A 21615-nucleotide genomic window follows, 5' to 3' on the forward strand; every position below is an offset into this window, starting at 1 on the left:
ACATATGGCAAAGTTTCGACCGCAAAAACCTTCTATACTGGATTTTTCTGAAGCTGAGTTGCTTGAGAAGTTCTCTCGATTGGGTATTCCAAAATTCAGGGCCGGTCAGGTCCTCGATTGGGTGTTCCGCAGGCAAGTCAGTTCTTTCGAAGAAATGACCAATCTTCCCCAGATTTTACGATCCACCCTCCATCGGGAGATTGCTGGGAATCCGGTTGAGAAGGTGCTGTGGAAGCAGTCGGGAGACAGCACTCACAAACTGTTATCCAAGCTGGAAGACGAGTCACTGATCGAAACAGTTCTGATCCAGGCGCCAATGGTGGGCGTGGGTCGGGATAAGTCACGTTCTACAGTCTGTGTCTCCAGTCAGGTAGGCTGCGCCTACGGCTGCAAGTTCTGCGCTTCCGGTTTGGCGGGGTGGAAAAGGAATCTAACCACTGGTGAAATTCTGGGCCAGTTTCTTCTCGTAGGAGATCGAGCTAGGGTAGATGGGCAAACGTCAACCATACGTGACGATCACGTTCCCTTTGACAACATTGTCTTCATGGGAATGGGTGAGCCTCTAGCGAATTTTGATGCAGTATCGAGGGCAATCTTGGCACTTCACTCGAGTTGGGGTTTTCATTTTGGGGCTCGGCGAATCACCGTTTCAACGTCAGGACTCGTTCCAGAAATACGGAAACTGGCAGACCTTGGGGTTCCGATCCGACTCGCGGTTTCCTTACATGGCGCAACTGATGAAGTGAGAAGCCGGATTATGCCGGTCAATCGCAAGTACCCGATTGCGGAACTGATTGAAGCGGCCCGTTACTTCCGGAGTCAGCACAAGCGGATGGTGACGTTGGAGTACATTCTGATCGAAGGGGTGAATGATTCCCTGGAGCAGGCGAAGCGTTTGTCTGAGATCGCGTCGGACCTCCACGCACACGTAAACTGCATTCCCTACAACCGGGTCGAAGGATTGTCTTGGACGCGACCAAATCTGGTGCGACAAAAGCGTTTTACTCAAATTCTCCGCAAGAATCGGGTGTCGGTTACACTGCGCCGGGAAAAGGGGCACGATATTAGTGCTGCTTGCGGACAGCTCAGGCTACAAAGGGAAAAAGGGCTAGCTAGTTCTGTTGGATAACCACTTGACCAGATCGTGTAGAAACGCCGTTTCGCCATGAATTCTGTCGAGTGCTTCAGAGGCGGATTGGGTCAGCCGATTGGCCTCATCGTGTGCTCTCTCAAGGCCGAGGAGTGAAACGAAGGTAGTCTTTCCGTTGGTGGCATCCTGACCCGCGGTCTTTCCAGTTGCAGCTTCCGAGGCGGTAAAATCCAGAATATCGTCGACCACCTGAAAAGCCTCTCCGAGGAGATATCCGAAATCAGTCGACGCATCGAGACCGTCTTGCGGAGCACCTCCGATTCGTGCCCCCATTCGGCAAGACGTTGCGATAAGAGCCCCGGTCTTTCTGCGGTTGATCGAGTGGAGGGTTTGGGCTGTGATGGCAAGATCCTCATTCTGAATGTCTTCCATTTGGCCACCCACTAGCTCGACGCTGCCAGCGGCTTGGGCCAAGTCTGCGACCAATTGGGATGAGGTCTCCGGTTGTTTTTGGTAGCCGATCGCAAGGATCTCAAATGAGAGGGCAAGCAAGGCGTCCCCAGCTAGGATTGCAGTCGCTTCGTCAAATGCCTTGTGGCAGGTGGGTTTACCACGCCGCAAATCACTATCGTCCATTGCGGGGAGGTCGTCATGGATCAACGAATACGTGTGTAGGCACTCGATTGCTGCTCCAGCGGGAAGCGGCGAAATTTCGGACCCGAAACAGTTAGCGAAAGCACAGGTAAGGATGGGTCTCAGTCGTTTTCCTCCCGCTTGGAGACTGTGCCTCATCGCCTCGTGAAGCATCACGGGAGGGGTAGTGCTTTTTGGGATCCAATGGTCGAGTTCTGTTTCGATTTCGGACCTCAAAGAGTCGAATTCATCGCTAAAGCTAAGACGTTTCACGCTGCTCAGTTTTGTGGTCAAGTCTTGCAATTTTTCAATCTGCTTACCAAGTTTTCGGGTTTTTTACGATCATGCCAACCTACGACTACGAGTGCAGCGTCTGCAATTATGAGACAGAGGTCTTTCAATCGATGAAGGACGATCCTTTGCGAAAATGTCCAAAGTGCAAGAGGCTGAAACTGGTCCGCAAGATTGGTGGAGGTGCTGGACTGATTTTCAAAGGCTCTGGGTTTTACGAAACGGATTACAAGAGCAAGAAGAAAGAAACCAAGGACGGGGGATCGGATTCAGGAAACAAGCCTTCTGAAAAAAGTGGAGAGTCTTCCGCGAAAAGTTCGCCAGAGAAGAAGGCCGATTCGACTGCCAAATCCAAAGACAGCTGAGCGTTTTCATCCCATGGTATTCTCATTTGGAGGAGTGATTTTCAGATTGGTTTCTAGCTCTGATTCAACCCGTTCATCCGAGAAGCACTTTCCTTCTACGGGGGTCGCCTCCAAAGGTTGAGTGGCGACTGCACAAGCGACGAAGTCTTCATTTGTAAAGATCCCGTTGGTCGGATCGAGGCCGATCCACCCTGCGCCGGATAGGTAGACCTCGGTCCATGCGTGCATTGCCTCGGCCCCCTGCAAATCCCCTGTCTCAAGGAGGTAGCCACTCACGAAGCGGGAGGCGAAACCAGCCCGATTGAGTAGACCTTGAAGAAGAGCAGAGAAATCCCGGCAGGATCCGGCCCCGCGGTCCAGCAATTCTGCAGTAGTAAGGATCCCGGGCTCATCCCTTGGTTCGTAGATCAGTTTCTCGTTTAAATCGCCTACCAAGCTGGCCAAAAAGGAAACGGTGTCCTTTTCCTTGGGTAGAAACTCGGCTGCTGCTTCAGATAACCTAGGGTCGGTTTCCCCTGAGGCATCTAGGTAGGGAGCAAGGGCTCTTTTTTCGGATTCGGAATAGGTAACCGGGAGCTCTAACGCATTCTGAGAAAGAAGAAAATCAAACGGATTTCTCTCTGCCTTCCGCAATAGGAGTCGATTGGTAACGACGAAAGAGTCTGTGTCGCCCAATAGCTCATAGGAGTAGACGGGGTTCTCGAAAGCGTCCCGCACAAAACGGAAAGAACCTTCGGGTGTCGCATTTAAATCCTGTTCATACTGACGGAACCTGGGCGTCAAACGGATTGACTGTAAGGAGAGGCTTACAGGGATGCTGTACCTGTATTCGGTTCGGTGAACTACCTCGTAGAACTCTTGTTTGTCTCCTTTTAGGATGCGGTCCATGGCTCCTCGGCGATTTGGTTGCGGGAATTTTCGAAGCGCGAGAAGAGAAAGAAAAAGTCTGACAAGCGATTCGTGTAGGAAAGCACGGAGGGTTGAACGGGAGAAGATTGATTCAATCTGCTGAGGGTCCTCTCTGCCCTTCGGATCACAGTGCGAATGACGTGTGAAAGCGCAGCAGTTTCGCAACCGCCTGGAAGAAGAAAAAAGTTTGGTTTTTCCCCAACTAATTTCTCCGTTTCATCGATCCAGGATTCGACTTCTTTGGTATGCTGCTCTGAGAAAGCCTTTTCGGATGTGCTGTTGGGAGCATTCGCGACCACTGCCATCAATTCCATTAGGTTTCGTTGAATCTGTGCCATGTGGTTTTGCATGGGATGCTCCTTATCCATTCTAACCCTTAGTAAACCAATGAATGAGCAAGCCTCGTCAAAAGTGCCGTAGCAATCGACACGGTTTTCGTCTTTGCGAACCCGAAGGCCTCCGATCAACTGGCAGGTGCCTTGATCGCCTTTTCGAGTGTAGATTCTTGACCGTGCCATGGTGCCCAGAGATGTGAATTTCCTCGGTCAAAACAGTCAAGGCCTAGATTGTCGGGCACTGGCCTAGATCATTCGGTAAAAGGCAAGGAGACAAATTACCCTGGAAAGCGTTTGAGACTGTCTTCGAGTCCACCGATTCGGCTTTCTGCCAGCCACACACTGGAAAAGTCTCTTTTGATCTCCTTCAATTCATCGTCGAGATCGAACGCATCCTTCATTCTGCGATTCATTTTACCGGCGCACCGATGTGCTGCCCACAGATTCATTCTCTTCGCTAATTGAATAGAGGGATCAAGCTCGTCGGTCGGGATTGCGTTCATCCATTCGCAGACTCTCTCAAGTTTCTGGATGTCGACAAGTTTCGATAGCTCATCGATCTTTTCGTTTGAGCTAAAGAAGGCGGCGTGGAGAAAGCTTTGGTTGTGATTCGGATAAGGGAGCATTTCGTCGACTCTTCCGAGGTTGACGATGGCCTGTCCATGACCAGGCCGCTTACTCGGGTAGAATACTTGGTCGATCAGACCGCCCAAATCGTCTGTACCCCGATTTCCTGACCACGATGCCAGAGCAGCCAAGACCAAGCTCGGAAAAAGAGAAGGTGTCGCCTGCTGATGACCACCGTCACCCCAACACGTAAGAACGAGTCCTCGTGCACCTTGATTGAACCCATTGGTCGCAGCCGATTCGATATTTCGGGTGGCAAACGAGAGTCTTCCTGTAAAGCTATTCCACGTTCCGGATCCTGGTACTACTTGAAACCTTCCACGGAAGCCTGCCTTCGAGACAACTTCACACTGTTCGGCAAACGGATGGTCAGGATGGTATCCCCAGATCGCAGGAATGACGTTTTTCGGGAGTTTTTCGACGAGCTTGGGTCTTTCGAGAATGATGTCAGCCCAAAAGATTGGCTCCTTTCCGAGGCTGGTCGTGATTTCGAAAATCGTTTCGAGAAACGGCAGATAGACTGAGTGTTTGCCATGTTTTTCTACCATTTCCCGAGAACGTCCCTGACCGAGTTCCCACGGTTCGTCTCCTCCGATATTCGCCTTTTTCGATCGGTAGATCGGGAGGACCTCATCGAGAATCTCACGCACGAAGTGTTCGCTTTCCTTTGATGGGTAGAGCGTCGTGCCATGATCTCTGGGTCCAGTGACTGGATGGTTAAATCCGTTGGGACACTCGGCGAGGTGCTGGTAATCTGAATGCCGAAGCCATCGCTCCATATGACCAAAGCAGTTTTGATTGGGGACAAGTTCGATCTGTCTTTGGGCGCAGTGTTTCTCCAATGCCTGGACTTCGTCTTTTGTCAGAGGAGAAGCCTCTTTCCAAACCGTTTCATGTTTGGCGAACGCGAACGTGTGCTCCGTATATAGCTGGAGTTGATTGTAGCGGAGGGCGGCTAACCAATCGACCAGCGCGAATAGAAATTCCATCGTTGGAACGCGGTCACGGCTGATATCGAGCATGAATCCTCGTTCGGCAAACAGAGGATTGTCCTGAAAAATGGCTTCCCGCCGAAAATAATCATCTTTTTGCGAGCCTAAGAAAGCCGCTGCGTATTGCTGGCCCGCTTCGGTTTCTGCTTTGATCCGTGGCGGTGAGTTCAAGCTGCAATGAAGCCGGAACCCGTCACCGGTTACCGGCGGTAACTGGACCTTTGGTGCATACTGTTCCGCTTCAAAAATCATGCTTCCATGAGGTTGGATTCGCATTTGTCTGTCAACTGGCCTTGTTCGATCCAAAGGAGGGTAGTCGAAGTGCCCTTTAGAGAAAGACGTTTCCGTTCGAGAGATTGTCTCAAGGCCTTGCAGGCGACGATTTGCTGGACTGATTCGCAATGGAGCGGCATTTATCGGGGAAGATGCTCAAGGCGAAGAAAGACCGGTTCCGGACGTGGATTCTGTTCCGCTACTGTCGGTGGTCTATGAGGAAGAAGTTTTTCTCCGTGCGTCTTTATGTGGATCGAGCCGCGTTTCAGGAGGCTCAAACCTTTCCTCTCATTCTCTACGGGAACCACTGCTACTGGTGGGATGGACTAATGGAGACTCTGATTTTCGATCAGCTGATGCTCGATTACTACATCATGATGGAAGAGAAGAATCTTCGGCAGTTCCCATTCTTTCAGAAAACGGGTGTATTCGGGGTCGATCTTGAGAGCCGGGAAGGGCGTAGTCAGGCACTTCTCTATGCCGCACGACTCCTCAGGAGTGACAGTCTTCGCAGAACTTTGGTTATGTATCCGCACGGCAAGTTGGTCGAAGATTTCGATGAGTGGCCGGAGTTCCATGCTGGTTTGGAGGGACTTCTTCGCTTGAATGAACAGGCAAAGGCAAGACCGATGGCCAAGAAGATCCACGCTGGTCGTTATCCTTTACCGGAGGCGGTTTTGCGGATCGGTAGTCCGACAGAGAGTAATGGTTTGGAAGAGGGTCTGCGTGAGACGTACGGAGAACTCATGGATGATATTCGCGACAGTCGGACTGAAGATCGTCTTTGGTTAATTCCCCCACCGAGAAAGTGGCGTGGAAATACCGACTAGAGTTGTCTCGTTGGAAGGATAGGAGCGGCGACTTCAGTCGCCGAACCGAGGCCATGTGCGAAAGAGTCCTTTCGACTCAAGGAATCCCTACAAAAACACTACCCAAGGCGTGCCAGCAGCTTCCTCGTTCACAGAGTGCTTCGGCCGAGAAGAAAACGAGCACTCCTTACGATTCGGTGGCCGCTTTTGCGGGGTCGTAACCCGGAATTTTTCCTTCATCGAAATCGATCATGTCGCAAACGCAGTCGATCGTGCCGATCATATCGGGACATCCCATGTTGGTAAGGCTCTCAGCGAGGAACTCCCGACCCGCTTCGGTTCTTCCCTTGTGAGTGACCTCGCGGTTCCAATCCGCGACTCGTAAATCGTCCGGAAAAATCTCCATGAGGAGCTGATCGAGCTTCTCCTGATCCTCACCGGCGTCTTGAACGGCATCAATGACTTGCTGCGGTTCAATTCCGAGATGAAGGCAGAGAAAACGATCGAATCCACGGCAGAAATTCTTGTGGTATGATTTGGGCAAACCATCCGCGAGATGCTTCCGAATCTTCGCGATGAATCGCGGCAAGTGAAGGAGGCCGCAGGGGTGTGGCTCGTAAGGAGAGGGCAGGTCGCGTAGAATGACCCCTGTCGGTCCGAGAGGTTCCTCGTCTGACATCGAAAAAGGGTTAGGAAATCGCTTGGACAGCAGCTACGACCGTTGCCGCATTCATTCCGAGCTTCTCCATCACCTCATTTCCAGGAGCGCTGATTCCGAATCGATCAATCCCAACAACCTTTCCGTCGATTCCCACATAGTGGAACCACGGTTGAGAGATCCCTGCTTCGATGGCGACTCGCTTCCGGCACGAACTTGGCAAAACGGATTCTTTGTAGTCGCTATCCTGACGCTCGAAGACCTCGAAGCATGGGAGGGAGACCACCCGCGTTCCCGGTCCGATCTCTTTAGCGGCGGCAACTGCGTGCTGAACCTCGCTTCCCGTTGCGAGGAGGATGACCTCGAGATCGGAAGTTTCCTTTACGACTACGTAACCGCCTTTGAGCGCGCCCTCTCTCTTTGCCTTCGCAGAGCCTGGGAGCGAAGGAATGCTCTGACGGGTAAGAATAAGGCCGGTAGGTCCATCGGAGCGAACTACGGCGGAGGCGAATGCAGCAACTGCTTCTTCGGCATCACCAGGACGGTAAACGTCCAGGAACGGGATCGCCCGGAGAGCTGCGACAATCTCGACTGGCTGGTGTGTCGGACCATCTTCCCCTACACCAATGCTGTCGTGGGTCCACACGTGGAAGTTATGCAGATGAGAGAGTGCAGAAAGGCGGACTGACGGACGCATGTAATCCGCAAAAGTCGCAAAGGTTGCCCCGCTCGCGAGGAAAAGGCCGTCGTAGGCGAGCCCATTGACGATTGCACCCATCGCATGCTCCCGAATTCCAAATCGTAGATTGCGTCCCGTAAAATTCTCCCGCGTGAAGTCTCCCAGTCCGTCCAAATAGTTCTTGGTCGAACCATGAAGGTCGGCACTTCCACTTACAAGGTTTGGAACCTGAGCTGCAATCGCATTCAAAATCTTCCCCCCGGAAGCACGGGTGGCGACTGCTTTCTCTGCGTCGAATTCAGGGATTTCTCCCATCAGAGTCTCAGCGGAAGGAAATACTTTGCCTTCAGCTGCTTCCAATTGTGTAGCTAGCTCATTGTTGGCTGCCTTCCAAGCTTCGAACGTTTTTGTCCAAGCAGTATATGCGGTCTTCTTTTCGACTGCTTTATCAGCGAAGAACTTCCGAACTTCTTCAGAAACATAGAAAGTCTCGTCGGGCAGTCCGAGACCCTTGCGTGCCTCCTCGGCAAAACTAGCACCACCTTCTCCATGGGCCTTGGCGGTTCCCTCTACTTGGGGAATTCCTTTACCGATTAGAGTCCTGCAAAGGATGAATTTTGGATGACCATTCCGCGATGCCTTTGCTTTTTCGAAGGCGTCCGCGAATGCCTGGATGTCCTGTCCATCGACCTCGAACACCTCGTAGCCGTAGGCACGGTAACGCTCGGCAGTATCTTCGCTCTGGGTCTCTGCTGCCATCGCATCGAGAGTCACACGGTTTGCATCGTAGAGGAGGATCAGGTTATCGAGTCCAAAGTGACCGGCAAAGGCCGAGGCTTCGGCGGCAACTCCTTCCTGGAGACAACCATCGCCCGCGAGGCATACCACATGGTGGTCGAAAATTCTGTGTTCTTCCGTGTTGTAATGGCCCGCAGCCATTTTTCCGGAAACGGCCAGACCGACTGCGTTTCCTACCCCCTGACCCAGGGGCCCTGTGGTGCATTCTACGCCGGGAGTCTCATGAAACTCAGGATGACCCGGAGTGATACTGCCCATCTGTCGAAAATTCTTCACCTCATCGAGAGGTAGGTCAAAGCCGCTTAGGTGCAGCCACGCGTAGAGGAACATACTGCCGTGACCGGCTGAGAGAACAAATCGGTCCCGATTGAGCCATCGCGGTTCCGTGGGATCAAAAGAGAGCCCCTCACTAAAGAGATAAGATCCAATTTCGGCGGTTCCAAGTGGAAGTCCGAGGTGCCCTGAGCTGCAGGCATGGACTGCGTCAATAGCCAGGCCCCTGGCCTGTGTTGCTGCGGCTGCGAGAATATCGTGGTCGATCGGCATGATTGGCAAAGTGTGAATCGAATTTGGAGCTTATGAGAAAAGAGCTGGAACCGACTCAGGGGCAATCCTTCTTTTTTCCGGAGAGTGCTAGTTGGGTAAAATTTTCGTTGATTCGCAATCAGAACACCGTATTGGTCGAGGTTTGTTTTGCCCAGTAGCTTAGCGGTAGAGTCCCGAAGACTTTCGGGATTGATCACTGAGCAGGAAGGCATTTTTGACAGTGACTTTGAAAAACCCGGCAGCTCAGCGGTAGAGTCCCGAAGACTTTCGGGATTAATCACTGAGCCTTAGACAATTTCCGTAACCATTTCATGCCCAGTAGCTCAGCGGTAGAGCAGGTGACTGTTAATCACTTTGTCGTAGGTTCGATCCCTACCTGGGCAGCCACTTTAGACCCTTCCTAAAAGAAGGGTTTTTTTATGCCCATGTTTCACGTCTACATTCTCGAAAATCCCGCCGGTAGGTTTTACATCGGCCAAACCTCGGACCTGAAAGCTCGAATCGCCGACCACAACAGAACTGACGAAATCGAAGGGAAGTTCACTCGAAAAAACGGGCCGTGGAAGCTGATCTGGTCTGAGGAGCATCCAGACCGTAGGTCGGCAATGAGACGGGAGAGGGAGATCAAGTCTTGGAGATCCTCCGCGATGATCCGTCGAAAACTACTCTCAAAGTAGCTCGGAGGCCCAGTCCCGAAAGCTTTCGGGATTAATCACTTTGTCATATTCCGCTTTCTCGGGACTACCTGTGCACCCACAAAAAATTTAACCTCTGTTAAGTCTTTCGTCGTTCATCAGATCTGTTCGTTGCATTTGGCGAAACTTGGACGTAAACGGCGCTGGCCGAAGCAGCTCTTTCAAATTCAAGCCTCCAGTTCACAAGATACGATCAAGGCAAAGGTTGGGTATTTGGTCGGTATGCTGCTAACGCAAACTCTGACAAAAGTACTTGATTTCAATGTCTGGCCCTTTAGGTTGAATCAACCTTTTTGGAAATGCCAAACCAACTCGCAAGATCGAAGATACGCAAAACCGTAGCGGAACACGTTGCGGTCTTGAAGATGCTTGAGCTGATTGCGAAGCGGGAGTCCAAGACTTCAACTGATCTACTCCGTGAGGCCACCCGAGATCTCATCCGAGATCACGCCAGGGATGAAGACTTTGCCAGCAGGTTGCTCCAGGTGTATTGTGCTTTCGCTCCTAGGCTTCCTTCCCGCATCCAGAAGCCCAGCGATCTTGTCCGGTTCAAAAAGGAATGCCGGGAGTTTGATGACATTGCGGTCGACCTTGGACTCAGGGAAGCATTGGATATTCAGGAAAGGAACTCCGTCCACGGGATCTCCGAACCACCCGTGTTGATTTCGCAATTGTAGTTAGGGATGTCTTTGTCGGCTTCAGAGGGAAGACCCCTGGAAGACTTTTCCCGCTACTTGGCGACCGAAGAAGCACCTTTGGTGGTCGGCGGGCAGGCCGTAAATCTCTGGGCCCTGTTTTACAGAAGGGCGACGGAGGGGCTGGAGCCTTTCGTTTCAAAGGATGTGGATCTGCTGGGTGATCGAAAACTGCTGGAGGAAGTTGCTCGGCTCGGCGGGGTGAAACCGCATTTCTTTCCGCTAAAACCTCCGAGTAACGAAGTCGGATATGCCGCACCAGTCGATGGATCCGATATGCCTTTGGTCATCGAAGTGCTACGATGGGTAAACGGTGTGAGTAGCGAAGAGTTGCTTAGAGATTCCGTTATCATGGGAGTAGGGCCTTCCAAGATTCCGGTGCGCCTTCCATCCCCGGTCTATCTACTGAAAGCAAAACTCGCGAACATGACTTCGATTAGCCAAGAGGGCCGTCAAGATGCCAAACATCTGGAAATCCTTTGGCGGGTGATTCCGGCATATTTCGACCAAATGATAAAGTCATTGACCGACGGAAAACGCACGGAACGGGACGTGGTGAACCTCTTGGGCACCTTGCTTGAAATCGTCACTTCTTCCCCGTCCCCGGCGATTCTCGAACAGTTGCAACTGAGTTCCGATGATTTGTTCAGCGGGTTACCAAACAGCCGCCACCATAAAATCGCTAGCTTTAGGAAGCATCAACTAACGCGGGCATTTTCTAGTGATAAAAAATGATCGTACCACGAAGTGCCGCACCTGCGTCAAATAGTGCAGAAATTCCTATGGGGTTTCGATTCGGAGGCTGCCCTGTCGATCCGCAAATTGAGGTCGGTTGATTCAAATCACATTTCCCGAAAAGGTCGAAATTCCCTTGTAAACAAAGGCTTTTAGGTCGTTAACTGCTATACGGCCATTGGATGCAGTAGCAGCAATCCTTGGTGCGACCAGCTCCAATTTCTTCAAGTGATTGTTCAGCCAGCGAAAAAAGTAACTTCGGCGAAAACTTTGATCTTCCTCATTCCGAAACACCTTCTGCGGCTGCAGGTTTTTTCCTTGCTTTATTCTCGATTTAGACGGTAAACACTCCGCTCATGTCACGACCTCATAGCCCAGCTCTTTGTAGCCTGCTCTTCTCTTGCGGTACATGCTCAGAGTAAGGGGGAGGTTTTCGTCCACGTAATCGAATATGCGGATTTCGCTCTTACCATCGGATATCCGGTTGAGGCGGCCTGCGTATTGAATAAGCCTGCCTTTGAAAGAGATGGGGGTGGCGAGAAAAAGTGTATCGAGACCGGGAAGGTCAAAGCCTTCTCCAATGAGGGCAGAGGTGGAGAAGATGCAAAGGGATGAATTGGATTGGATCGCCGACTCGATCAACTTCATTTGTTGGCGGTAGTCTTTCTTTCCCATGCCACCTTGAGGATGTGCGATGTTGCAGGGATGCTGGAGGCTCTGTATAAGTTGATTGTGTAGGAGGTCGAGGTGACTCTTTCTGTCTGAGAGCACTATAATGACTCGGTTCTCTTCGATTTGACCAAGGATGTCTTCAACAATGAGTTCATTTTTTGCTTCGAGGTTGATCAGCGTTTCCCAGACTTTATGAAGTAACAAATCCGCACTGGCTTCATGAGGAACGCCCGTCTCGCGCATGTAGACGATCTTTCGCACATGATCGGTTGCTTGTAAATCGAATGAGTGACGTATTGGACCGCATTGCTGGTAGAGTATTTTCTCGAGACGATCTTTGCGTTTTGGGGTTGCTGTAAGACCAAGGATGAATCGGCAGGAGCACTGTTTAAGAAGTGCTTCAAATGAGACGGCTGGAACGTGGTGGCATTCGTCAATGACGAGAGCCCCATAGTTTTTGAAAAGGGATCCGGCACTATCGGAGGAAATCAGTGTCTGCATCATCGCGATGTCGACCTTGTTTTGCATTTTCTTTTTTGAGCCTTTCCAGACGCCGATTTCGTTCTTCTCTAGATCGAGGAACGAGGTGAGTCTCTCGACCCATTGGTCGAGAAGATTTTGTCTGTGAACGAGAATGAGCACCGGTTTCTTCCAGAAGGCCATCATCGCACACGCCATAACTGTTTTTCCGGATCCGGGAGGAGCCGACAGGATTCCGATGTCGTGCGCTTTAAGGTCTTTTATTGCAGATTTCTGTTTGGGCTGCAGTTCACCAATTAATCTTATTCGAATCCCTTTAGGAAGAACACGACGGTCATCGATTTCAGGTCTTGATCCCGAAAGCTCAAAACAGGAAATAGCATCGTCCAGACATCCACGCGGAAGGATAATTTTGTCGGGATGAAGCTCCCCTGAGAAAATGTATTTCGGGATTTTGTAGGTGGAGAATCGCTGTTTTTGTTTTTCGTAAAATACCGGATTAGGGAATGTTGCCAGTGATTTTAGTTTGCCGATAATGGCCTTGGGTAGATTTGCCGTAGGAATAACGAGCTGGCTGAGCTGAATGATTGTGCTTTCGCTCTTGTACGAGGTGGAAAGGTAGTCTTCTCGACTAAGTTCAAGAGCGAGTTCGTCGGCTTCGAGTGAAGTGATTTCCTTGTCGGTTAAATCACCAATGTTTTTGTCGATTACTTCCTGGATACTCCATGGATATAGAACATCCGCCTTCGCCAGAACTTCCCATTGATCCTGATAAGGCTTAAAATCTTCATCGACAAAGACAGTGCAGTCTTGCTCGCGTCGTTTCATCTGCAATGGGAGCGCGATTAGATTTCCGAAACCACCTTTAGGCATGAAGTCCTGATTCGGAAAGAAGCGGTCGTAGCTATCTAGTCTCAAGTCCGGATTGAGAGCGGTAGCTTTTGACAAAACCAAGTTGCCCAGTCTCCGAGCGAGTTCGGCTTTCACAGGGTTGGCAAAAAAAATCCAAGCATGGCAACCAGTGCCGGATCGGGAGATTTCAATCAGTGGCTCTATTCCGAATGAATTACAGGCATCTCTGTAGGAGTTGGAATCTTCCTTCCAGTTGGCCTTGTCAAAATCGCACGCAAGAAAGATACAGGTATCATCCGGTCGTATGCTGTATGTCCCGACCGTGATCGTTCCCATCAAGTGTCTCCTTAGAACATCCTGATCGAGCCGTTTGAATTTCGAGACGCCATATCGCTTGTAAATTTCTGTCGGCTTCAGGTAGTGACCATCCTCTCGGATCCTTTCATAGACCGGAGAGTATCCTTTTCTGCCAGTTTGCGGATTCTCCCACAGTTGCGGATACAAATCTTTACGGGCAACGAAGCGTTGTTCGAATAATGCTATTTTATCCTCTGCGGTCTTTGGCATCTCCTTCGTCTCGAAGGCAAGATGTGGCTCAAGTGTGTGTGTCCTGTGGAACTCAAGCTTCCGCAGCTCAGCAAGGAGATCTTTTCTTTGGGCAGAGTTTTCAAAAAGTGCTTCTTTCAGCGACCGTATTTCGTCCTGAATTGATTCCATGATTCATCTCGCTTGTTGCACTAGACGGGGAATCTAACTTAAAATTGGTAGTCTTGGTCCAACCAGTAGAGCCAATCATTTACAGCTTCGCTCGTTTTACCTGAAGAATTGATCGGCTCGATCTGCTCAAGAGGCATAATGATTTCACCATCTCGTGTTTTGATGGTCACCCACATCGAGTTTTCGCAGTCTTCCTCATCTGCCATGGAAACAACTGTCACGGTTTCATTCTCGGGAAGAGTGTTGTATTGCGATGATCCGGAAATGCGGGCATCAAAAGGAAAATTCAGATTGTCCTGGAGGTAGTAATACCAACCCATCGCGACTTCTAGCTCGTTGTAGCAATCCACAATGATCTTGTAGGTAATGCGCTCCTCGCGTTCTTGATCCGTGATAGGCATATTGTCTATTTCAGTAGCACCTCGAAAGGGTATTCATTCTCTGGAGGATTCTCTTTCATCCAGCGATCTGTCTCCCAATGGCGACGGATGTCTTTGCTCTGCTCTCCCACAGTGATCAGTCCTACATCTTCCATTCTCGAGCGCATTCCGGTAAGCTTCGGATATCTGGATACGATTGCTTCAGCCCGTGCGAAATAATCTTTGATCGAACTTCGGTTCTCCGCCAGATACTTGAGCGCCTGAAGTGTGAGTGCAGCGTTCATGTAGGATTTGGTCTTTTTCTCTTCAATCATCTTCGGCACTGCTTCCCACATGCGGTCTTCGTTTTCACCAAGCACTTTGAGGTAATCCTGTTTGCGCTCCTCTTTCGATTGCTGGATTGCCTCCTCCTTCTGACGGCGTATCTCGTCCGCTTCGGATATCAATTGGGCAGCAGACATAGTCCGGACCGATTTCGAATCGGGTATTGCCTTCCTCTGCGGTGCAAAATTCGAGAGTTTCTTCCGCAGTCTTGACCGGACGGTGATGGGATTTTCGGCGAGCAGACATTCGAGAAAACTGTCCCTCTCCTCGCGAGTCAGTTTGGACAGATATTTCTTTAATCGAAGATCGGTTTTGGGCTTCTTTGAAAGGTTACCGCTGTGCCTGCAGCAAGCTTCCAATAGTGACCGACTCAGTCCGATGAAATGAATTAGATCGGTGTGGACCTCCTGTAACCGATTGAGGCCCTTCGGAATCTCAAGGGAAACAGAAGGATCGACGTGCCCCAGCTCTACTGCGCGCAACCACAGCAGGTAGATTGAGCGTAGGTCGCCTTCAACGATATCGGTGTGAAAGCTCGTGAAGGCAGAGGTACTGACGCTGTGACCGTCGTAAAAATGATCACTTTCATCAAAAAATGAATACTCGACATAATTTTCGGTGAACCAACAATTGAAGATGATGCTGTCACGCTTTGGTTCGACAGTGATGCAATCTAACTGGGCGAATGCTCGGAGCTGGTTAACATCAACTGCATCGCTGTCGAACCGAAACGCGAGCCGTTGGTCACCCCAGTTTGCTATGTAGGTGAAGACATCAAAGTATCGTTCCAACACATCAATAGGATCGTGTTTGAAATCGCTGTAATGGTATTCGACAGAAGCACTCGTCTGGCTAACATCGATGTGGGAAGACAAGGCAGCGACCGCCTTGCGGCTCTCCATCGAGAGGCTCCTGTTTACCGTATCAAAGAGACAGTGCTGATACTCGCTCATGCTTTGTTCGTATTATCAACTCGAACAGAATCAAACAGCGATAGAATGTCCTCACATTGAGGGTAATTCGTATGTGTCGAAACGGTCCGCTTCGATGTCGGATCGCAATAACCCCAAGCGGTCGTGCGGTTCCTTCTTAAAATCTGGATTCTTGACCGTGATATTCTTGCCGACCGGATCATCTTTGCTTCTGTAAAAGAGAAGAAAAAGATCCCCATCTTCTACCGCTAGCAAATAGACAATTCGCCGCGGTCCGTCTGGAGTGGATGCGTAAGCTATAACTAACTGTTTTCGCGGAGGCAACTTGCTTCCCTTGATGAGGGTTCCCAAGTCGATTCGCGCTGAACGAAGGAGGATTTCCAGATCAGAGGAGTTGATTCTTCTACGTTTGAATTCCCGCATTGCGAATGCCTTCGGTAATGACCAGGTGCATTATCGCTTTCGCTTCTTCCATGCGGAAGCAACAGCATCCATCTTCGTTTGGGTCTCCTTATCCACGGGAAACATTTCGACTGTCTCTCGGGGTGCTTCCAGATCAAAGGGAATACTTCGGGTTTGGACGACTTTTCGCAAATAGATGCGGATCGCCGTAGACGTATCCATTCCAATTTCGGAAAACACTTGGTCCGCTTCCTTGCGTAGCCCATCCGGCAACGTAATTTGAAGATTTTTCATTCTAATTATATTAACTCGGCAACGATCCCGCATTTCTTAGGCGAAGGTCAATTAAGTTTGGGAACCTCCGGCAATTCGGCGTTAGTCATCTATTGATTCAAATGATCGAAATCGTGAGGGATTTTCTCAGGTTCTACTGGCAATTCTCCGAGGAAGAACGACGACAGTTTTGATCGAAATAATCGAAGCGAGATTCTACGGTAAAGGGGAGAGCATAACTTGCACCGGTTTTTTCGGATGTTAACACCTTTGTCGCCACTTCGAACAGTTCGCCTTTCAATCTGTGATTGGCCAGCCACCTCTGGGCTTCTGTAACAGAAGGGACATTTTTAGTCCGTGTTTCACGTTTACATTCTCCAGAATCCGAATGGTCGCTTTTAAATTGGTCAGAGAACATCAAGGCACGAGTCGAAGACCACAACAAACCGGAAGACGCTCAGTAAAAGTTCACCCATAAGAATGGCCCTCGAAGTTGAGCTGGTCTGAGGAGCATCCAAACCGTAGCTCAGCAATGAGGAGGGAGCGGGAGATCAAGTCTTGGAAGCCTGCGGTTATGATCGTGGTGGCCGCAACTCTTGAGGACTGGCTTACCGCAATGCTTGAGGTAGCAAGTCTTCCGGGCAGTCCTGCCAGGCTACCGGCCTCGTGAATCGGTAGATCGCAAGGGTGCCGACGCTCGTGCTTCGGCCATCTGCGGTGGCGGGGAAGGGACCGCCGTGGACGATGCTGTGACAGACTTCGACTCCTGTTGGAAAGGCGTTGAAGACTAGGCGCCCCGCCTTGAGTTCGAGGGCGGAAACCAGTGGAGCGGCGGTGGACCAATCTTCTTCGTTTCCGTGGAGAGTTGCGGTCAGTTGGCCTTCGAGTGATTCGACCGCTGCGAAGAGTTGATCCTCGTTTTCCCAAGTTACCAGAAGGGTCGATGGGCCGAAGACTTCTTCGAGCATTTCCGGATCCATTGTGAAGGCTTCGGCAGTGGTTTTGAAGAGCTGCGGACCGGCATGGCTCTCGCCTGGGCCTGTGTCTGCGTCGCTTCCGTAAACCTTCTCAACAGCTGCGTTCGCTTCCTTGTGAGAAACGCCTTCCGCGTAGGCTTCGCGAATGCCTTTCGTCAGCATCGGGCAAGCAGGAGTCTTGGCTAACTCGGCCCCCAGTTTTTCGGCAAAGGCGTCTGCCGCCTCACCAGCGGGTAGGAACACTAGACCCGGATTGGTGCAGAATTGACCGACGCCCAAAGTCACCGAGCCGCTCAAACCTTCTGCGATGGCGCTCGCTCGTTCGGAGAGGGCACCGGGGAGAATGACTACAGGGTTGATGCTGCTCATCTCGGCGTAGACTGGGATGGGTTCCGGACGGGCTGCTGCCACTTCCATCAGAGAGCAACCACCAGCACGGCTGCCGGTAAAGCCGACGGCTTTGATCCGGGGGTGTTCGACCAATGCTTTACCGACCACCCGACCGCTCCCAAAGAGCATCGAAAACACGCCTTCGGGAAGACCACATTTCTCGGCGGCTTTTCTCACGGCTCCAGCCACCAGCTCCGCGACTCCGGGGTGGGCGTGATGCGCTTTCACGATCACGGGACAACCCGCAGCCAAGGCGGACGCAGTGTCTCCTCCGGCAACCGAAAATGCGAGTGGGAAGTTGCTGGCGCCAAAGACAACGACAGGACCGATCCCCCGTTGCTGGCAGCGGAGGTCGGGTTTCGGAAGGGGTTTGCGGTCCGGAATTGCCTGATCAACCCGAGCCATGACCCAGTCGCCATCGTCCAAAAGATCGGCAAAGAGCCGAAGCTGTCCACAAGTGCGCCCTCGCTCTGCCTGAAAGCGCGCGGCGGGTAGCCCGGTCTCGGCGACCCCTCGCTCAACTAAAGGCTCTCCAATCGCTTCGATTTCGTCGGCAATCGTGCGTAGGAAAGTCGCGCGCTCGCTATCCGGGAGAAGGCGATACTCGAGAAACGCTTGCCAGGCGATTTCGCAGGCACGGGCAACTTCTTCCGCCGTGGCCCCGTGAAAGTAGGGTGCGAGCGTCTCGCCGGTTGCCGGGTTAACCGCGTTGAAAGTGTCACCGGTTTCTTGGCCGCGGGCGGCACCGATGAAGGAAAGTCCGTTGAATGAGGTCATAAGTCTTTATGGATCGTTAAGAGATTTTCGTTTCTTGAAGGCTGGATTTTGAAATGTATTCGATGAGGTCGGAGATGCCGTAGTCCCAACGCTGAATCCGGTCGGTGTGGTTGACCCAGTTCACGAGCCGGCCCAGCTCGGGAGAAGCAATTTCAACCCGGTCGCCGATCTTATGGGTGAAGCCTTGGCCCTCTTGCCCCCGATCTGCGGTAGGAGCGAACATGGTGCCGAGGAACAGCACGAGACCGTCCGGATATTGGTGATGGTCACCGATTGCCTGAGCAGCGAGGTCTTCGGGCGGGCGACTGATTTCGGCCATTCGGTTGCGTCCGGAATCTCTGAAACCATCGGCACCGGTGATCGTCAGTTCGATCTCACTATTCTTGACGATCTCCAGAGAAAACCCTTCGTCGAAGAGCCGGAAAAACGGGCCGATGGAGCAAGAACCGTTTTGGTCTTTCGCCTCGCCCAGGAGTAGGGCACTCCGTCCTTCATAGTCGCGCAGGTTGACGTCGTTCCCAAGGGTCGCCCCGACGATCTTTCCGTATTTGGAGATGGCGAGCACAACCTCGGGTTCCGGATTGTTCCAGTTTGAGTCCGGCAAGACACCGATTTCGGCACCGTAGGAAACGGAGGCCATTGGCTGGTGCTTGGTGAATACCTCTGCGTCTTTTCCGATCCCGACTTCCAAGTATTGCGACCAGATTCCGGCTTCTTGAAACCGCTTTTTGAGGACATCGGTTTCCGGCGAGCCGGGTTTGACGGTCGATAAATCGGAGCCGAGGGAGTCCATAATGATCGCCCGGATCTCCTGAGCACGGCCAGCGTCGCCGCCTGCTTTCTCTTCGACGACCCTTTCGAGGAGGCTTTTGACAAAGGTCACCCCGCAAGCCTTGGTCGCCAGAAGGTCGTTGGGCGCGAGGAGGACAATGGACTCTTCCTCCTGCAACCGCGATGCCCGGTTCGCGAACAAGCTGTTTTCCAATAACTCGTCGAGCGGAAGGAGCTCGGGGAGGGTGCCTGCCGAGCGGATCGAGTCGACCGGGTTCTCGCTGTTCACCAGCTCGGTCATGGTGGGGTAGATCCTGGAGAGATCAGAGACCGTGCCGTTGCTCACACAAACCACGCGCGGACCGGCAAGGCCGTTGTCGGCCTTGGAGGCCGGTACCCAAACCCGTCCCACCCAGGTCCCTTGGGATCCGTTTGCAGGCAGAACGTTTTCCGGACGATAGCTCGTGAAGGTTGGATTGTCTGAAGATGTTAGTGAATCGTTCATTGGTTTCTTTCCTCGGGATCGGAAGAGGCTTGTCCTCCTTTGAAGGAAAAGCCGCCATCGCAACGGATGTCAGTGCCCGTTATGTTGGCCGCGTCGTCGCTGGCGAGAAAGACGAAGGGGGCGGCTACCTCCTCGATCGAGCCTACGACACCGCGTGGATGGTTTGCATCAAAGGCCGCTTTAAGGGTGGCTGGATCCTCGCCACTGTCGGCAATGAAACGGTGGAGCATGGGAGAGTCGACGGTTCCCGGCGAAACGCTGTTGACCCGGATACCCAGAGGGGCCAATTCCATCGCCTGTCCTCTCGCAAGACCCATGAGAGCAGCATTGCAAGCGCCGTAAACGGCATGGCTGGCGAAACCCACGTTACCCGTGACACTGGCCATATGGATAATGGATCCCCCGGAGGTTTCGCGCATGTGAGGAATGCAATACTTGGAAAAGAAGACGGCCGATTTGAATTTTGCGTCCACACAGAGGTCGAACTCGTCCTCGCGCATGTGCTCGACGTCAACGACGGGCATCACTGCGGCATTGTTGACGAGAATTGAGACCGGCCCGAGGGCTTTGAAGGCGTTGGCAACAAAGTGCTCAATGCTTTCGATCGATGAGATGTCGAAGTTCTCCCAATAGACCTGCCGACCGAGTTCCTCGATCAGTCGTGCGGTTTCTTTCACTCCGCTTTCCCGGCGGGCGCATACGGCGAGATCTGCTCCTTCCTTGGCCAACGCCAGTGCGATGCCACGGCCGATTCCGTCGCCTGCGCCGGTGACAATCGCGATTCTTCCTTTCAATTTCATATCAGGGGATCCTTTGGTTGCTCGCTAAAAGGGTGCTGGGTTACCAGTCGAGAATGGCCCCGTCCTTGGCCCGGATGGTCGTGGAATGCATGACCTCCTGTTGGAAAGGATGCTTTGCGGCCTCTTTCTCGTCCACGGTGATCCCCAGACCCGGAGCTTCGCAGGGCAGCCAGTAGCCGTCTTTGGTCTCCAGTTGACTCTGAACGACGTCCCACCGCCACGGAACATCGGTCAGCATGTCTTCCTGAATCAGGAAGTTGGGAGTCGACAGGGCGAAGTGCAAGGCTGCCGCGTTCGCAACCGGGCCCAGAGGGTTATGGGGAGCCACGCCCATCTGATAAGCCTCCGCCATGGCGGCGATTTTCTTCGCTTCAAAAAGGCCGCCGCAGTGGCAGAGATCGGGCTGAATCACATGGCAGGCACGTTGCTCAAAGACCGGACGGAACTGCTGGCGTGAGACGAGACGCTCACCCGTTGCAATCGGGACGCGCGTCGATTGCCTCACTTCCAACAAGGCTTCGACGTTCTCGGGAGGGACGGGTTCCTCGCAAAAGTAGGGGCTAAATTCTTCAATCGCGTTGATATACTGCACCGCCATCGCCGGGTAGGTCCTCCCGTGGAAATCGACCATGATGTCGATGGAATCCCCCAACGCATGGCGCAACGCGCCCATCATTTTAGCAAAGCGCTTCACCGTTGCCGGACCTTCGAGCGGTTCGCTGTAGGGAACAAATACGACTTTTACGGCGGTGTATCCGTTATCCACTACCTCCTGGGCCAACTCGATCAACGGGCCGACCTCGAACGTTTCGTAGACCGCTTTCATGTTCCCTCCGCCCAAATGGGTATACATGCGGACCTTGTCCCGCACACGCCCGCCAAGGAGTTGGTAGACCGGCACGCCTAGATCCTTACCGCGAATATCCCAGAGGGCCTGTTCGATCGCTGAGATCGCACTCATGCCGATCACGCCGAGCCGCCAAAACGATTGGCGATACATTTTCTGGTAGAGATGCTCGATCCGACTGGGGTCTTCTCCGATGCACATCGGGGCCATGTCTTCGATCGCGGCGACCAACGAGCGGGATTTCCATTCGAGAGAAGCTTCTCCCCAACCGATCAAACCGGGCACATCGGTTTCCACCTTGCAAAATACCCAGTTCCGCATCTCGGCGTTTACCACCACTGATTTTATCGCCGTAATTTTCATAGCGTGATTCAAAAAAGCGTCCG

Annotated in this window: 21 protein-coding genes and 1 tRNA gene; 7 read left to right on the top strand and 15 right to left on the bottom strand. The window is 52.1% G+C overall.

The genetic code is table 11. The features are described from left to right. The first annotated feature begins 4 nt into the window (after window positions 1–4). Window positions 5–1129, top strand: coding sequence for a 23S rRNA (adenine(2503)-C(2))-methyltransferase RlmN (gene rlmN, locus AAGJ81_01150; GenBank protein ID MEM0964742.1), 1125 nt, complete (start codon window positions 5–7; stop codon window positions 1127–1129). On the opposite strand, the gene AAGJ81_01155 is transcribed toward rlmN, so the two are convergent. Beyond that, window positions 1109–1996: a polyprenyl synthetase family protein gene (locus AAGJ81_01155; GenBank protein MEM0964743.1), complete on the bottom strand. Its 888-nt coding sequence runs from the start codon at window positions 1994–1996 to the stop codon at window positions 1109–1111. The two genes, rlmN and AAGJ81_01155, sit on opposite strands and share 21 nt — an antisense overlap. Before the next feature lie 71 nt (window positions 1997–2067). Here AAGJ81_01155 and AAGJ81_01160 point away from each other — a divergent pair, with 71 nt between their 5' ends. Then, window positions 2068–2379 carry an FmdB family zinc ribbon protein gene (locus AAGJ81_01160; protein MEM0964744.1) on the top strand — a complete coding sequence of 104 codons (312 nt, stop codon included), beginning with the start codon at window positions 2068–2070 and terminating at the stop codon, window positions 2377–2379. A gap of 6 nt (window positions 2380–2385) precedes the next feature. Here AAGJ81_01160 and AAGJ81_01165 read toward each other — a convergent pair whose 3' ends face one another. The 3 genes from AAGJ81_01165 to AAGJ81_01175 form a co-directional block, all read right to left on the bottom strand. Next, the gene (locus tag AAGJ81_01165) at window positions 2386–3267 is read right to left on the bottom strand and encodes a transglutaminase family protein (protein MEM0964745.1); all 882 of its coding nucleotides are present in this window, start codon (window positions 3265–3267) and stop codon (window positions 2386–2388) included. Further along, the gene (locus tag AAGJ81_01170; protein ID MEM0964746.1) at window positions 3252–3806 is read right to left on the bottom strand and encodes a cob(I)yrinic acid a,c-diamide adenosyltransferase; all 555 of its coding nucleotides are present in this window, start codon (window positions 3804–3806) and stop codon (window positions 3252–3254) included. Before AAGJ81_01170 ends, AAGJ81_01165 begins: the two co-directional genes overlap by 16 nt. A 95-nt stretch (window positions 3807–3901) precedes the next feature. Further along, window positions 3902–5494, bottom strand: a complete 1593-nt coding sequence (locus AAGJ81_01175) for a beta-N-acetylhexosaminidase (GenBank protein ID MEM0964747.1) — start codon at window positions 5492–5494, stop codon at window positions 3902–3904. A gap of 149 nt (window positions 5495–5643) precedes the next feature. Here AAGJ81_01175 and AAGJ81_01180 point away from each other — a divergent pair, with 149 nt between their 5' ends. After that, entirely contained in the window at window positions 5644–6345 is a 702-nt protein-coding gene (locus tag AAGJ81_01180; protein MEM0964748.1) for a hypothetical protein, read from the top strand. 166 nt (window positions 6346–6511) lie between these two features. On the opposite strand, the gene AAGJ81_01185 is transcribed toward AAGJ81_01180, so the two are convergent. Next, the gene (locus tag AAGJ81_01185) at window positions 6512–7003 is read right to left on the bottom strand and encodes a DUF5069 domain-containing protein (GenBank protein ID MEM0964749.1); all 492 of its coding nucleotides are present in this window, start codon (window positions 7001–7003) and stop codon (window positions 6512–6514) included. A gap of 10 nt (window positions 7004–7013) precedes the next feature. Continuing rightward, on the bottom strand, window positions 7014–9005 hold the full coding sequence (gene tkt, locus AAGJ81_01190) for a transketolase (protein ID MEM0964750.1): 1992 nt from the start codon (window positions 9003–9005) through the stop codon (window positions 7014–7016). A 312-nt stretch (window positions 9006–9317) separates the two neighbouring features. On the opposite strand from tkt, the gene AAGJ81_01195 reads away from it, so the two are divergent. The 4 genes from AAGJ81_01195 (at window position 9318) to AAGJ81_01210 (ending at window position 11130) form a co-directional block, all read left to right on the top strand. Then, window positions 9318–9392 (top strand) — tRNA-Asn (locus AAGJ81_01195). A gap of 32 nt (window positions 9393–9424) precedes the next feature. Continuing rightward, a complete protein-coding gene (locus AAGJ81_01200; GenBank protein ID MEM0964751.1) occupies window positions 9425–9682 on the top strand; it encodes a GIY-YIG nuclease family protein in 258 nt (85 codons plus the stop codon). Between the two features lie 317 nt (window positions 9683–9999). Beyond that, the gene (locus AAGJ81_01205; GenBank protein MEM0964752.1) at window positions 10000–10377 is read left to right on the top strand and encodes a hypothetical protein; all 378 of its coding nucleotides are present in this window, start codon (window positions 10000–10002) and stop codon (window positions 10375–10377) included. A 6-nt stretch (window positions 10378–10383) separates the two neighbouring features. Continuing rightward, the gene (locus AAGJ81_01210; GenBank protein ID MEM0964753.1) at window positions 10384–11130 is read left to right on the top strand and encodes a hypothetical protein; all 747 of its coding nucleotides are present in this window, start codon (window positions 10384–10386) and stop codon (window positions 11128–11130) included. A 354-nt stretch (window positions 11131–11484) separates the two neighbouring features. Here the strand turns inward: AAGJ81_01210 and AAGJ81_01215 are convergent, their stop codons facing one another. The 9 genes from AAGJ81_01215 to dgoD form a co-directional block, all read right to left on the bottom strand. Next, window positions 11485–13851: a DEAD/DEAH box helicase family protein gene (locus tag AAGJ81_01215; GenBank protein ID MEM0964754.1), complete on the bottom strand. Its 2367-nt coding sequence runs from the start codon at window positions 13849–13851 to the stop codon at window positions 11485–11487. Between the two features lie 38 nt (window positions 13852–13889). After that, window positions 13890–14252, bottom strand: coding sequence for a calcium-binding protein (locus AAGJ81_01220; protein ID MEM0964755.1), 363 nt, complete (start codon window positions 14250–14252; stop codon window positions 13890–13892). A 5-nt stretch (window positions 14253–14257) separates the two neighbouring features. Further along, the gene (locus AAGJ81_01225) at window positions 14258–15508 is read right to left on the bottom strand and encodes a hypothetical protein (protein MEM0964756.1); all 1251 of its coding nucleotides are present in this window, start codon (window positions 15506–15508) and stop codon (window positions 14258–14260) included. Between the two features lie 51 nt (window positions 15509–15559). Next, window positions 15560–15910 carry a hypothetical protein gene (locus AAGJ81_01230; GenBank protein ID MEM0964757.1) on the bottom strand — a complete coding sequence of 117 codons (351 nt, stop codon included), beginning with the start codon at window positions 15908–15910 and terminating at the stop codon, window positions 15560–15562. 30 nt (window positions 15911–15940) lie between these two features. Beyond that, entirely contained in the window at window positions 15941–16183 is a 243-nt protein-coding gene (locus tag AAGJ81_01235; protein ID MEM0964758.1) for a type II toxin-antitoxin system RelB/DinJ family antitoxin, read from the bottom strand. A gap of 587 nt (window positions 16184–16770) precedes the next feature. After that, on the bottom strand, window positions 16771–18306 hold the full coding sequence (locus tag AAGJ81_01240) for an aldehyde dehydrogenase (NADP(+)) (protein ID MEM0964759.1): 1536 nt from the start codon (window positions 18304–18306) through the stop codon (window positions 16771–16773). A 16-nt stretch (window positions 18307–18322) separates the two neighbouring features. Continuing rightward, complete coding sequence (locus AAGJ81_01245; GenBank protein MEM0964760.1) at window positions 18323–19582, bottom strand: fumarylacetoacetate hydrolase family protein; 1260 nt, start codon at window positions 19580–19582, stop codon at window positions 18323–18325. After that, complete coding sequence (locus tag AAGJ81_01250; GenBank protein MEM0964761.1) at window positions 19579–20382, bottom strand: SDR family oxidoreductase; 804 nt, start codon at window positions 20380–20382, stop codon at window positions 19579–19581. The genes AAGJ81_01245 and AAGJ81_01250 overlap by 4 nt, the downstream gene beginning before the upstream one ends. A gap of 40 nt (window positions 20383–20422) precedes the next feature. Continuing rightward, window positions 20423–21592: a galactonate dehydratase gene (gene dgoD, locus AAGJ81_01255; GenBank protein MEM0964762.1), complete on the bottom strand. Its 1170-nt coding sequence runs from the start codon at window positions 21590–21592 to the stop codon at window positions 20423–20425. Window positions 21593–21615: the final 23 nt, after the last annotated feature.

The organism is Verrucomicrobiota bacterium (assembly GCA_038744685.1).
Taxonomy (GTDB): domain Bacteria; phylum Verrucomicrobiota; class Verrucomicrobiia; order Opitutales; family Puniceicoccaceae; genus Puniceicoccus.